The 13,014-nt window shown below is 59.3% G+C and carries 10 protein-coding genes; 8 read left to right on the plus strand and 2 right to left on the minus strand.

Annotated elements, in window-relative coordinates:
* Positions 1-16: 16 nt before the first annotated feature.
* From IPM54_06250 to IPM54_06270, 5 genes are read left to right on the plus strand one after another with little or no spacing between them, the layout of a single operon-like run.
* Positions 17-973 (plus strand): hypothetical protein, encoded by a 957-nt coding sequence (locus tag IPM54_06250; GenBank protein ID MBK9259423.1) that lies wholly within the window; start codon positions 17-19, stop codon positions 971-973.
* 20 nt (positions 974-993) lie between these two features.
* Positions 994-2,097, plus strand: a complete 1,104-nt coding sequence (locus IPM54_06255) for a hypothetical protein (GenBank protein ID MBK9259424.1) — start codon at positions 994-996, stop codon at positions 2,095-2,097.
* A 7-nt stretch (positions 2,098-2,104) separates the two neighbouring features.
* On the plus strand, positions 2,105-3,094 hold the full coding sequence (locus IPM54_06260) for a tetratricopeptide repeat protein (protein MBK9259425.1): 990 nt from the start codon (positions 2,105-2,107) through the stop codon (positions 3,092-3,094).
* Between the two features lie 17 nt (positions 3,095-3,111).
* The gene (locus IPM54_06265; GenBank protein ID MBK9259426.1) at positions 3,112-3,654 is read left to right on the plus strand and encodes a hypothetical protein; all 543 of its coding nucleotides are present in this window, start codon (positions 3,112-3,114) and stop codon (positions 3,652-3,654) included.
* Positions 3,620-4,204 (plus strand): hypothetical protein, encoded by a 585-nt coding sequence (locus tag IPM54_06270; GenBank protein ID MBK9259427.1) that lies wholly within the window; start codon positions 3,620-3,622, stop codon positions 4,202-4,204. The genes IPM54_06265 and IPM54_06270 overlap by 35 nt, the downstream gene beginning before the upstream one ends.
* Before the next feature lie 16 nt (positions 4,205-4,220).
* On the opposite strand, the gene IPM54_06275 is transcribed toward IPM54_06270, so the two are convergent.
* Together IPM54_06275 and IPM54_06280 are read right to left on the minus strand one after the other, a co-directional pair.
* Positions 4,221-5,729, minus strand: coding sequence for a hypothetical protein (locus tag IPM54_06275; GenBank protein MBK9259428.1), 1,509 nt, complete (start codon positions 5,727-5,729; stop codon positions 4,221-4,223).
* Positions 5,730-5,741: 12 nt separating this feature from the next.
* Positions 5,742-6,950, minus strand: a complete 1,209-nt coding sequence (locus IPM54_06280; protein MBK9259429.1) for a hypothetical protein — start codon at positions 6,948-6,950, stop codon at positions 5,742-5,744.
* Positions 6,951-7,127: 177 nt separating this feature from the next.
* On the opposite strand from IPM54_06280, the gene IPM54_06285 reads away from it, so the two are divergent.
* The 3 genes from IPM54_06285 (at position 7,128) to IPM54_06295 (ending at position 13,009) form a co-directional block, all read left to right on the plus strand.
* Entirely contained in the window at positions 7,128-8,480 is a 1,353-nt protein-coding gene (locus IPM54_06285) for a serine/threonine protein kinase (protein ID MBK9259430.1), read from the plus strand.
* A gap of 550 nt (positions 8,481-9,030) precedes the next feature.
* Positions 9,031-11,703, plus strand: a complete 2,673-nt coding sequence (tssI, locus tag IPM54_06290) for a type VI secretion system tip protein VgrG (GenBank protein ID MBK9259431.1) — start codon at positions 9,031-9,033, stop codon at positions 11,701-11,703.
* Between the two features lie 13 nt (positions 11,704-11,716).
* Positions 11,717-13,009 (plus strand): TIGR02270 family protein, encoded by a 1,293-nt coding sequence (locus tag IPM54_06295; protein ID MBK9259432.1) that lies wholly within the window; start codon positions 11,717-11,719, stop codon positions 13,007-13,009.
* Positions 13,010-13,014: the final 5 nt, after the last annotated feature.

Below are 13,014 nucleotides of genomic sequence, written 5' to 3' on the forward strand. Positions count from 1 at the left end.
ACGAGGTGCAATGGTCATGAAAAACCTTACGGTTATGCTCGGACGAACCTTGGTCGCGACGATGTTTGTCGTGGCAACGCCTGCGTGGGGGCAAGAGGCTCCGCTGACGCCGGCGCAGACGTTGTTCGAGAGTGGTCGGGAAGCAAGCAATGCCGGTCGGTGGCCGGATGCAATCAGAATGTTCAGCGAATCGTACAAGCTCGAGCCAACACCGCGGACGGCGGCGTGGCTGGGGCGAGCGCAGGTGGAGTCGGGCGATTACGTGGCGGGTGCGGCCAATCTGGAGCTGTATTTGCGCGAAGAGAAGGAGCCGTCCGAGAAGATGAAGCAAAGCGTGACGAAGACGTTGGCCCGGGCCAAAGAAAAAGTCGTCACGGTGGAGCTGGTCATCAATCAGCCGGATGCTGAGGTGTTCGTCGACAAACAGCCGGTCGAGCCGAAACGGGTGACATGGCCGATTTACCTCCTGCCTGGCGGGCATTCGTTCGAGGTGAAGAAGGCTGGGTTTACGCCGCGGGTATTCAGCGGCAATTATGCGGTGGGCCAATCGGCGCGTCTTCCCGTGACGCTTGACCCAGAGCCCAAGAAGGCAGAGCCGGGGCATGGGGACAAACCGGCGGGCTGGGCTCCCGAGGCAAAGGTTGGATTTGCCGTGGCGGGGGGTTTGGGCGCGGTTGCGGTTGGCACCGGAATCGGTGCGCTCGCGACGTATTTCGCTGCGCGCGATGCATATCCGGAAGGCGGAAAATGTAATCGGCAGCAGGATCCAGCTTGCGGCCAGGATTATGAAAAACTCGACGGGCCGCTGCAAGGGTTGACGTTGACCATGACAGTGAGCGGGGCCCTCGCGGCAGGCGCGCTCGTGTATGCGGCAATGAGGCCTCGAAATGGCGAGCGGCAAAGCGGCTCTACGAACACGGGGCTGATGGTCGTGCCAACCGTGGGCGGCATGATGGTGCTTGGAACATTTTAGGGTTTGGCGAGGTACAAGTGATGAAGCGTCTTGCGGTATTGGCATTGTTTACCGCGACTGCGGCTGGGTTCTTGTTTGCCGCCGATGGTTGCACCATCAATCCGTGGAATCCGCAGGAGATTAACTACTACATTGGCGGCGCGGGCGGCGCAGCATCGACGGCTTCCTCGGGTGGAGGCGGCACGGGTGGCGCCATGACGTGCATCTGCGATAACGACGACGGCAACGAGTGCACGGATGACCATATAGACGAGGAATGCCCCGGAGGCGATCAGGCGGCGTGTCATACCGCGGTCGTTGGCCGTGAATGCACGCTGGATGGCGGTCCCGGAGCTTGTGATTCGACAGGTGAATGCAAGTCGTGCCTGGAATGCTCGGATGCAGAATGCACGAAGCGGTGCAACGGTCAGCTATGTCAAACTGGCACCGTGTGTGAAAGCGGATTTTGCGCCGAAGGCTATTGCTGCGATTCCGCCTGCGAAGGACCGTGCAATGCCTGCAACCGTGTGGCTGGCAATTGCTCGCAGTTGCCCGTTGGCATGAAGGGCGATTGCAGCGTGAACGAGCTGTGCGATTACGAGGGCAAGTGCCAAAGCACGACCAAACTCCCGCTCGGCGAGTTGTGTACTGTTAATGAAAATTGTCAGAGTGGCATCTGCATTGGGGAGATTTGCGTCTCCGTGAACGGTCAGCCGTGCGTCCATCACCTCGAGTGCGCATCGCACCTGTGCAACCCTGGGACAAACACTTGCGTGGCGTGTGGGGGCGGGTTTACGTGCCCGGACGGCGCCGCTTGCATCGTGGGCGCGCGTTGTCAAGTATTACACGGGCAACCGGCCGACGTTGATGCCGAATGCATTCCGCCGGCCAAGGTGCACGACGGACTAACGTGCACACTGCCCGAGAATGCACCGTGCACGGATCATGTCGAATGCCTCTACCATCATTGCAATGGCGCGCCGAGCGGGACGTGCAACGGTCCGTGCGGAATGGGTAACTCGTGCCCTTCTGGAACCTCGTGCAAGAACGATATTCATTGCACGCTACCGCCGGGTAGCTACTGCGTCACCAATGACCAATGCGAGAGCGGCACCTGTGCCGGATTCCCTCGCAAGTGCCAATAGGGTGGCCATGACGAACCTATCTCGAATTTGTGCGGCTTTCCTTGCGCTCAGCGTGTATGCGTCCGCAGCGAATGCCGCGCCTACCGATGCCGAGCGAGCCGTCGCCGTGAGCCTCGTCGTGGAAGGTCGCGCGCGGTTCCAAGCCAAGCAATACCGCGCGGCGCTCGAGCTGTTCAAGCGAGCTCACGAAATCATGCGCGTCCCCACCACCGGCTGGGACCTGGCCAAAGCCCACGAAGCGCTCGGGCAGCTCGTCGAGGCTCGCAGGATCGCCGAAGAAGTCGCTCGAATGCCCGCCGAGCCCAACGAAAAGCCCATCTTCGCAGAAACGCGAGCCCTCGCACAACAAGCCATCGTGGAGCTCGGTCCGCGGATACCGTTGCTGCACGTGCGTGTCAGTGGTGCGCCCGTGCAGGACACTCGCGTGCAAATCGATGGCAATGCGCTGACACCAGACGAAGCGAACTTACCTTATCCCGTCAACCCTGGCACGCACGAGGTCGTCGTTACTGCGCCCGACTTCGAGACCACGAAGATCACGGTCCACGTGGAGGAAGCGCGCATGCTTCCGGTCGACGTCACGTTGAAACCGGCACCGCGTACGGTGCAGCCGCCGCCTCCAACGCCGCCGAAGCCCGTGAACGTCGAGCCGCAGGGATGGGCACCCGAAGCAAAAGCTGGATTTGCCGTGGCGGGAGGTCTGGCCGGGGTCGCGATGGGTACCGGAATCGGAGCGCTCGTGTTGTATGCACCAACGCGCGATGCGTATCCGCAAAGTGGACGCTGCTACGTGGCTGACTGTGGACGCGAATACGAAATGCGGCGCAGAAAGCTCGAAGGATTTACGTGGACGATGACGGCCAGCGGTGTTGTGGGGCTGGGCGCGCTGGTGTATGCCCTGACGAGGCCTCGACATAGCGAGCGACCGAATGGCCCCACAACGGGGCTATTGGTTGCGCCGACGGTGGGCGGAATGGTCGTTTCGGGTACGTTCTAGGGTTTGGCGAAGTTACAATGATGCGTCATGCGGGGTCGATTTTGCTTGCCGTCACGGTTGGCTTCTTGTTTGCGGCCGACGGTTGCGCCATCAATCCGTGGAGTACGCCGGACATCAACTACCAGTCGGTAGGGGGGGCTCCATCGACGGCTTCCTCCGGCGGAGGTGGCACGGGCGGCGCCATGCCGTGCACTTGCAGCGATGACGTCAATGCATGCACGGATGACCTCGTCGACCAAGAATGTCCCGGCGGCGATGCGAACGCATGCCATACGGCGGTCGTCGGCCGTGAATGCACCCTGGATGGCGGTCCTGGAGCGTGCGATTCGACAGGCGAATGCAAGTCGTGCCTGGAATGCTCGGATCCGGAATGCACGAAGCGGTGCAATGGTCAGCTATGCCAAACGGGCGACGTGTGCGAAAGCGGATTCTGCGGCGATGGCTATTGCTGCGATTCCGCCTGCGAAGGTCCCTGCAATGCGTGCAACCGTGTGCTTGGCGACATGCTCGCCGTTGCCTGTTGGCATGAAGGGCGACTGCAGCGTGAACGAGCTGTGTGATTACGAGGGCAAGTGCCAGAGCACCACCAAACTCCCGCTCGGCGCATTGTGCACGATGAACGAGAATTGTCAGAGTGGCATCTGCATTGGGGAGATTTGCGTGTCCGTGAACGGTCAGCTGTGCGTCGATCACCTCGAATGCGCATCGCACCTGTGCAATGCCGGGACAAACACGTGCGTGGCGTGTGGGGGTGGGTTTACGTGCCCGGACGGCGCTGCCTGCATCGTGGGCGCGCGCTGCCAGGTGCTGCACGGGCAACCGGCCGACGTTGACGCCGAATGCATTCCGCCGGCCAAGGTCCACGACGGGCTGACCTGCACATTGCCCCAGGGCGAACCGTGCACGGACCATTTTGAATGCGTCTACCATCATTGCAATGGCGCGCCAAGCGGGACGTGCGGTGGCCCCTGCGGAATGGGTAACGCGTGTCCAACTGGAACCTCGTGCAAGTACAATATTTCTTGCACGCTACCGGTTGGCAGCTACTGCGTCATCAATGACCAATGCGAGAGCGGCACCTGTGCCGGATTCCCTCGCAAGTGCCAATAGCTACGGCCGCGACCGCTCATTCCCATCCTTCGTCATACGGATTCTTCTTCTTCGGCACCGGCTTCGCGGTTGGCACCGATTTCGTCGTTGGCATCGGCTTCACCGTGGGCGCAGTCGTAGGCGCAGGAGCAACCGTCATTTCCGGCACAACCACCGCATCCGGAACAGCCGCCGTCGCCGTCGTTGGTGCTTGCACTGGCGGCGCATTCGACTTCACCGTCGGTGGAACCGTTTGCCTTGGCGCCGTTGCCGACACCGCAGGTTGCACCGGTGCGCCCGCATCGACCATATCATCGGGGTCTCGCGGTGCACGGACCATCCATACCAGCGCAAACACACCAAACACCAGCACCAGCAATGCAATGCCCACCATCATCGCAGCCGATTGCTTGCGCTCCTTCCTCTTCAGCTCCTTCACCAAATCCCGCTGCGGCAATGGCGCGTCGAACGTTTCCCTCTTTTCGACGACACCCACCACGCCCCCGAATCCCGGCGTCGACACGACGGCATCCATGACGACCGGACCGAGTCCAGAATGCGACGCTCCATTCGATGTCTCGTCCAGCGGCGCCGGAGCTGCCAACGGAATGTTCACCCGCAATTCGGGCAATCGAGATTGCCGCGCCGGGTACATCCCGAAAAGCTGCGCAATCTCCGCCGGATGTTCCGGCAACTGCTCCAAATACAAAAGCACCACGTCTTCAGGCTCGTTGTCCGCTTCGCGCCGAGGGACGAATCGCACGGCCATGCCCCCCGCAATGTCCGGCTCACGCCCGTTCGATATCGCCGTCCATCGCAAATCCGATTCGATCAGCACCGCGGCAATGCGCGCCATGCCATACGCCAGCGTCGCGAAATCAGCCTTGTCCGGATAAACCACCACCATCCGCCGAGGTACCATGGCTTTCTCGCCCGGCGGAGGCTCCGTCGTCCACCGCAACGCCAATTCGCTTCGCGGCGGCGTGTATAGCACGTCCGCGAAATCCTGCACGTACCCGCGAAGCAGTCGCGGCAGCGCATCTTCATTTTGCGCGTTTGCCACGTACGTGTGATACCAGCCGCTCCCCTCGACACGCGATTCTTCATCCGGGAGCAATTTCTGGTAAAATTGCGCCGAAACTCCATAAATGGTTTCTGCGTCCAGATGCCGATCGATGAGCGCCGCGGCGTGACAAAAAGGCGGATCGTGCCTCCCTGCATGATCATAAGCACCCTTGATCCGAAGGCCGAACACGAATGCGACGCCGCCATGCCCCGGCTCGAATTGTGAATCGCCCAGCGAAAGGTTTGCAATGGCAAATGCGTACGCCATTCCTTGCCGCGGCTCGATGAACTTCAGCAGCCCGACGAGGTGATTCACGTGTTGTCTCGTCAGCGGTTTTTGAGGCACTTCGGGGTGATAAATGAAATCGATTTCGTGCCCCGGAACGTTGCCGTGCAAGAAATGGTACCACGCTTCGTCCGGTTCCAGTCTGTACGTGGGCGCGTGATACTGCCTTTTTGACAAGCTCGTCACATCCATCATGGCTACCCCTCGTCATCCTCGTCGCGCTGGTGGAAGCGGAGGTTTTGCGTTTTGATATGGAAGCGTCGTTTCGAGTTCGCCATTGGAATGGTTGATGTGCTGCGTGGCTTGCCTTGCAGGCATCGATCGTGCGGGCGGTCCATTCGGCGCGGTACGCGCATTCGGCGGCGCTGGTGGAGCATGCGTGCGCGGCCCGCTCGACGAGGCCGGCAGCGATTGCACGGCATGCACGGCGCCATTGATGCCCGGCGTAATCGTTTGCGTCCGCCGCCTCGGCTCGGCGCCTTTCATGCGTTGCAGGAGCTGATGGTCGTAGGCCGATTCCGGCAGAATTTGCTCTACGAAATGCGAAAAAAGAATGTGTGTCGAATGTCCGTAGCTCGCCGACCCCACCATGACCTTCACGTCAATCCTGTTCGCATACTCGTGCAAGCTTTGGATGAGCGGCAAGAAGTATTCGCGCGCCTGCGCTTCCGCGTGCGCGGGCGGCCCGGGAATCAGATCGCTCTTGTTGATGAAGAGCACGATCGTCTTGCATGATCGAACAATTTCAGTCGTCAGGAAAAACTTGAGCGCATGCCGATTGAACTCGTTCAATTGCTCCGCAATCCGGTGTTCGTCGACGAGGCGTGCGTCGCGCCCGCCCAAATCGACCACCATCAGAATGCCGTGAATGTCGCCTTTGCGCCCGTCGATTTCGCCGCGCACGAGCTGCGCTTGTGCATCGACGATATGCTCGCCGCCCCAATCGTAAACCTCGAACACGTGCTCGGTGTACGTATCTCTGTTTTTGGCGAGGCTCACCGTCCGCTCGTACCGCTCCATTTTCGTGCCTTCGATGGTTCCAAGGTCCACGAGCGGGTTGGCCCATTTCAGCGTCAGCGAGCTTTTCCCCGTGGCTTTCATGCCCACGGTGAGGATTCGATAGATGCTCTTGTCGACCTTCGGGCGCGTCTTCAGTTCTTCTTCGAGCGCCTTGCGGTGTTGGTCGGACGTATCGAGCCAGTTGAGCTGCTTCGTCTTTTCGCTTTCGAGTACGGCGACTTTTTCTTGCAATTGCCGACCCCGCTCGCGGGCTGCATCTCGTTCGGTCTCTGCGTTGTCCAGTTCGTCTGCGAGTTTGGAGCTGCGGTTCCACAGAAGCGCGATGATGACGGCGAAAACCAGGACGATACCGATGACGACGATGACGAGCGGGAAGTTGTTGTTGGGATCCGACATGGTGGCCCTCGCGTGGAGTCCGAGCGCGCTCGGTGCGAACCAGTTTGGCGCCGTGCATTGCACCACGAAATTGCCGAATGATCAAGAAAAACCACCGGAAGCTGGAGATTGTCCGCGTAGATGATGTAAAACGGAGTTGGTTTGACGGGGATACCCCACGCACTGCCGGAGAACACGATGGGTATGGTCAAGCGAGCGGGCTTGGTGATCGCGGAGCGGTACCGCCTCGATCAGCCTCTTGGCTCGGGAGCGATGGGCATGGTGTGGGCGGCGCTGGACCTCGTGACCGCGCAGCGCGTGGCCGTGAAGTTTGCCGCGGAGCAATCATCGGACCTTCGAGCGAGGTTTGTCCGAGAAGCGAAGTTGTCCAAGCGTTTGTCGCACCCAAACATCGTCACCACGCTCGACGTGGGCGAGACAAACGACGGCGAGCCCTTCTTGGTACAGGAATGTTTGACGGGACCGACGCTCGCCGAAAAGCTCAAGACCGAGAAGAGCCTCGATGCCCGCGAGGCCGCGCGGATCGTGCGTGACATTGCGCTTGGTGTCGAAGCTGCGCATGCTGCGGAGATCATCCATCGCGACTTGAAACCGGCGAACGTGATGTTGCACGACGCAACCGGCCGCGGAACCGAGTTTGTCGTGAAAGTCTTGGATTTTGGGATTGCCAAGAGCGTGGGTTCGGCAAACCAAACCTATGCGACGGTCGTGGGGATGGCGCTCGGGTCGCCCGCGTACATGAGTCCCGAGGGGTTGATTGGTCGGGGCGTGGATCATCGCACGGACATTTGGGCGCTTGGGATCATCTTGTACGAGCTCATCGTGGGCAAGCGTCCGTTCGTTGGAAGTCAAACGGAAGTGGCGAATCAGGTGCTCGTGGGAGACACTCCATCGGTGTGCGAGCGAGTGCGTGGAGTGCCGGACGAGATCGATCGCATCGTGATGTTGTGCCTCCAGAAAAGCCGTGACAAACGCTTGTCGAGCGCATCGGAGCTCGTGTCGATCTTGACGCAATTGATCGAGTCGCCGAGGGTTTGGCCAAGCAAACCAGTACAGAAGGACAAACCTGCGGATGCAGACGGAGACAAGACGCTGCTCTGGCGTCCACCAGGAGGCCCCGTGTTGCCTGACGCGATGTCCGAGCCTACGGAGCGACCTTTGGAGGGAGTCGAGACGGTTGTTCGAGACGCACCTGGGATCACGTCTACCTCGCGTCGTCGTCGAGAGTTGCGGATGATCGTGGGGGTGGCCGTGGGTGTGGTGGTGGGCGTCGTGGGAATGCTCGTGCTGGGCCTGGTACTTGGTTGGTTCTCAAACGAATCCAGGGTTCCCGTCGAGGTTGGTCCGACCGAACCCAGCGCGACGCCGCATGCGTCGACAAACGCGTTCGAGGACAAACTGGTATCGGTGGTGCCATCCGCGACAAACTCGGCGCTGGTGCCATCGGCGACGCCGGTGGTTCCGTCGGCCAAACCTGTGGTGCCGGTGCCGAGAAAGAAGGTCGAAAAGAAGATCGTGGTGCCGTTTTAGGGTGGGGGAGTCGGCGCCGTTTGAGCAACCCCCACGGGAACCCCTTACTTTCCTCGGCCAAAAAAGGAAAAAAAGGTGCGCAGCGAACCACGGTCCACGAGGTCGCGTGCTTATTTCCACAGTAAAACAAATTCCGCGCGTCACGCACCCTAAAGATTTCCCTGGGTGCCATGGACAAACGTTGCGCCTCCCGGCAGGTGGGGGAACCGGGTGGGTGGCGGGTCGTTTAGGAGTGGGGGTTGCGCGAGACAAACTGGCGTCATGCTGCATTAAAACAGGGGAGTGACGGCACGACAAACGACCAATTTGCGGTTGGCGGCCCGAAGGTCACTGCTCGCAAATCGATCAGGACGAACCTCGGCGAGACGAACCCGAACGGAGGGTTCGTCATGGCGGGGTTGGTCGGAGATGTGGGTATCCAAGGCGCCCGTTCGTGCTTCGCGCACGGGCCCAATTTGTGGATCTTTATCTTGGAGGGTGACTGATGAGCTTCAATCCGATGAACGGCGGGCCGAAGTCGCCCGGGGGCGACCTGGATGCATCTGTGGATATGCCCGAGCTGAAAGCGCCAGAGGGGGGCTTGCTGGGGTTCGACTTGCCCGGTGGTGACGATGGGCCAGGCGACGACGAGGCGAAGAAACTGCCCGGAAAAGGCGATAAGGCCATTGGGAAAAAAATCGCAGAGAAAGCCGCCGACAAACTGGGTGAGAAAGTTGGCGAGAAGCTTGGTAAGATCGTTGAGAAAAACGTAAAGGGTGGGGGCGAAATCCTCGGGGCGGTAACGGACAAGGTTGCGTCCGAGCTCATCGAATGGGGCGCGGATGCGCTGCTCAACGGTAAGAAGAAGAATGTCGAGGAAGCGGTTGCGGAGCAGCTACCCGAATTCACGGACATTGCGGTCACGTCAACGCCGAAGAGAGTGGATCCGGCGAAACCGGACGCGGGAGTGGCGAAGTTCGTCGGTGACGCATTACGAAAACTTGGGGACAAAAACTTCAAGGTTACGATTGGCTCTGGTGACACGCTCGATGTTCGACAATTCTCCATTCACGAGCGGTTGTCGTCGTTATTTCAGGTGAATTTGGTCGCGGTGTCGGACAATCCGAGCATCGAATTCGACGAGGTGGTGGGGCAACCGGCGCAGTTTTCGATGTCCGCGGGCATGCACGACAAGTTTTGGTCGGGCATTTGTAATCATTTCGAGCAAGTTCGTCACGAACCGGGGGGAATGTCGACGTACCAATTTTCAATTGTTCCGACGCTTTGGCTTCTTACGCAACGGAAAAACTACCGCATGCACCAGCAGATATCCGAGCCGGACATCGTGCTGAAGATGCTGGAGGAGTGGGGCATCAAGCCAGTCGAGCAATACGACAAGGGGGCGTACAAGAAGCGCAAGTATCGCGTGCAATACAACGAGAGCGATTACGCCTTCATGTGCCGGATGCTTGAGGATGCGGGCATCACGTTTTACTTCCGGCAGGGCGAAGATGAAACGGAATTGGTTTTGTCAGACGCACCGCATTCGAATTCGAAGCGCGAACCGAGCCTGACCTTCAAGGACGACACGAGCTTGACCAACGCGGTGCACACCGAATTCGTCACGAGCGTACGCATGGGGCAGCGAGTTCGTCCGGGCAAGTACACGATGCGGGACCATGATTACCGCAAGCCGCCGACGTACAAACTGATGTCGATGGCGTCAAAGGGCTTGGCGATTGAGGAAAAACTCGAACGATTTCAGTATGTACCAGGGGCGTTCCTGTTTGGCACGGATTCGGGGGAAGCGACGCCGAGCGCAGATGACCGCGGTAAAACGCGTACGGACGAAAAAGAAGCGCAGCTCTTGGCGCAAAAGCGGCTCGATGCGAAACGTGGTAGTGCGCGCACGGCGACGTTCGAGACGAACGCGTTCGATTTAGCGCCTGGGGTGGTGCTGAGCATCACCGGGCACGGACATGGTGCGCTTGGCGAGGACAAGACGCTCCTTGTGGTGGAATCCTCGCTCAGCGGCACGACGAATGGAGAATGGTCGCAGCATTGTGAAGTTCGGGGCACGGACATTCCATTTCGGCCCGAATTGGCGACGCCTCGTCCGAAGACTCAAGGGGTTGAAAGTGCGACGGTTGTAGGCCCGCCGGGGGAGGAGATCCACTGCGACGAGTTTGGTCGGGTACGCGTGCATTTCCATTGGGACCGCGAGAGCAAGATGGACGACAGCAGCTCGTGTTGGATTCACGTGAGTCAGCCGTGGGGTGGAGCGGGGTATGGCGGGACGGCGTTGCCGCGTGTGGGGCAAGAGGTACTCGTGGACTTTTTGGGTGGTGATCCGGACAGGCCGGTCATCGTGGGCCGCGTGTACACGAATTTGCAGAAAACGCCGTACAAGCTGCCGGACAACAAGACGCAAACAGGACTTCGGAGCAATTCGACAGGCGGAGGCGGTGGATATAACGAGATCATGTTCGAGGATGCCAAGGGCAAAGAGCTCGTGAACATGCAGGCCGAAAAGGACCTGAAGAAGCTCGTCAAGAACGATGAAAGCGTAACGATTGGGCATGATCGCACGAAGCAGATCGGGCACGACGACGCGCTGGTGGTTGGTCATGATCGAACGCGGCAAGTGGTGCATGACGAAATGGTGCAGATTGGCAACGATCGCACGCGGCTCGTCGGGAACAACGAGAGTATCACGGTAGGGAGCAATCGAACGAAGACGATTGGTGCGAACGAGACGCTGACGGTGGGGCAGAACCAGAGTGAGCGCATTGGACAGAATCGCTCTGTGGATATTGGGTTGAATCACGAGGAAAACATTGGCGCCAATATGAGTTTATCCGTGGGCGGAGCATTGTCCGAAACGGTTGGGAAGGCCAAGACGGAAACGGTAGCGTTGGCATCGGCGGAAACAGTGGGCGGAGCAAAAGCGCTGACGGTGGGAGGTGCGTATGCGATTACCGTCGGCGGGATGATGGCCACGAATGTGGCGCTTGTGCAATCGGAAAACGTGGGTCTTACGAAAACGATTACGGTTGGTAACAAGGTAACCATCGCGTGCGGTGCGAGTACGATTACGATGGATAAGGCGGGTACTATCGTGGTGTCGGGTAAAGATATTTCCGTACAAGCGCAAGGCACAGTAAACGTGGATGCCCAAGGTGTGGTGAACGTCAAGAGCGCAGCGAATGTGAATGTCAGGGGCTCGACCATTGATATGAATTGAGTTGGGCGGGTATATGATGCAGCGAGGTTTCCTAGGCCAAACGACTCCGCCTTCGATGGTATTGAGGGATATCGTCGAGCGTCATGCGCAGCATGCCGCATTTTTGTGGACGATGCGCGATGCAGCGGTTCGTTCTCCCAACTACGACCTCGAGGCATTGAACCGCGTTGACGAACGGCTTGATGCAAACCTCGATGGGTTGCGCGTTGCCGGAGACGTAGGGTGGGAAATCGCCAAGGATGCGCTTGGTAATGACAACGGGGGCGAACTATTCGTGGTGACCGTGTTGGCGCTTGAGCGGGAAGATGTGAAAGCGCTTGCGCAACTGCTTTCGCGTGGGTTCAACGCGGCTAAGCTGGCACGAGAAATTGTCTCAGCGCTCGGATGGTTGCCGTTTGGCAAGGCAAAGCGTTACCTCGATGAGCTGCTCAGTGCGGATGCGCCTCCTGAGCTGAATTATTTCGGGATTGCGGGTGCGGCCGTACACAGGTACGATCCTGGTGATGTACTCGAAAGCGCAGCTTATGCGCAATGTCTGCGCGTGCGAGCGCGGGCGTTGCGGGCGATCGGAGAGTTAGGCCGCGTCAGCCTATTGTCAGCAGTGCGTGGGTCGTATTTGCCGGAGGACGACGATTGTCGATTCTGGGCGGCGTGGTCTGGTGTTCTCTTTGGGGAAACCGCCGCATTAGATGTGTTGTGGAAGTTCGTCCTTGGCGGAGGAGCGCGTGCATCGTGTGCCTGTAAGATGGTCGTGCGTCGAATGGATCTGGGTACTGCGGCTATGCGATTACGTGAGCTTGGAGCCAGTTCGGGTGACAAACGTACGGCAATGGCTGGTGCCGCGGCGCTTGGTGATATGGCACTGGTTCCATGGCTAATAGGGTGCATGTCGGAGCCCCGAGACGCCCGATTGGCGGGCTGGGCATTTATGATGCTGACAGGTATCGATTTACACGCGCAACAACTGAGTAGAAAAGCGCCTGTCGGATTTCGCTCGGGTCCGTCGGACGATCCAAATGACGCCAATATTGCCCGTGATCCTGATACAGGTTTGCCGTGGCCAAACGTTGATGCCATTCGGGCATGGTGGCTAAGGTATGAAGCCACATGGGCGAAGGGGCAAAGGTATTTGATGGGGAAACCAATCGAGGAGACATGGTTGATTGAAGTACTTCGAAAGGGAAAACAACCAGCGCGGATAGCGGCGGCGATTGAATTGGCGATGATGGCGCGAGGCACTTCGATCGCTCAGGTCTGCGCCTCTGGATACGTACAGACGTCAACGTTCTTGCCCCAGCGAAAATAAAGACG

The sequence above is a fragment of the Polyangiaceae bacterium genome, assembly GCA_016715885.1.
In the GTDB taxonomy this organism is placed as follows: Bacteria; Myxococcota_A; Polyangia; order Polyangiales; family Polyangiaceae; genus Polyangium.

Excerpts from the sequence above, each read along its gene's own strand:
- IPM54_06250 (MBK9259423.1), top strand. The coding sequence starts at position 17 with ATGAAAAACCTTACGGTTATGCTCGGACGAACCTTGGTCGCGACGATG.
- IPM54_06255 (MBK9259424.1), top strand. The coding sequence starts at position 994 with ATGAAGCGTCTTGCGGTATTGGCATTGTTTACCGCGACTGCGGCTGGG.
- IPM54_06260 (MBK9259425.1), top strand. The coding sequence starts at position 2,105 with ATGACGAACCTATCTCGAATTTGTGCGGCTTTCCTTGCGCTCAGCGTG.
- IPM54_06265 (MBK9259426.1), top strand. The coding sequence starts at position 3,112 with ATGATGCGTCATGCGGGGTCGATTTTGCTTGCCGTCACGGTTGGCTTC.
- IPM54_06270 (MBK9259427.1), top strand. The coding sequence starts at position 3,620 with ATGAAGGGCGACTGCAGCGTGAACGAGCTGTGTGATTACGAGGGCAAG.
- IPM54_06275 (MBK9259428.1), bottom strand. The coding sequence starts at position 5,729 with ATGATGGATGTGACGAGCTTGTCAAAAAGGCAGTATCACGCGCCCACG.
- IPM54_06280 (MBK9259429.1), bottom strand. The coding sequence starts at position 6,950 with ATGTCGGATCCCAACAACAACTTCCCGCTCGTCATCGTCGTCATCGGT.
- IPM54_06285 (MBK9259430.1), top strand. The coding sequence starts at position 7,128 with ATGGGTATGGTCAAGCGAGCGGGCTTGGTGATCGCGGAGCGGTACCGC.
- tssI (MBK9259431.1), top strand. The coding sequence starts at position 9,031 with ATGCCCGAGCTGAAAGCGCCAGAGGGGGGCTTGCTGGGGTTCGACTTG.
- IPM54_06295 (MBK9259432.1), top strand. The coding sequence starts at position 11,717 with ATGATGCAGCGAGGTTTCCTAGGCCAAACGACTCCGCCTTCGATGGTA.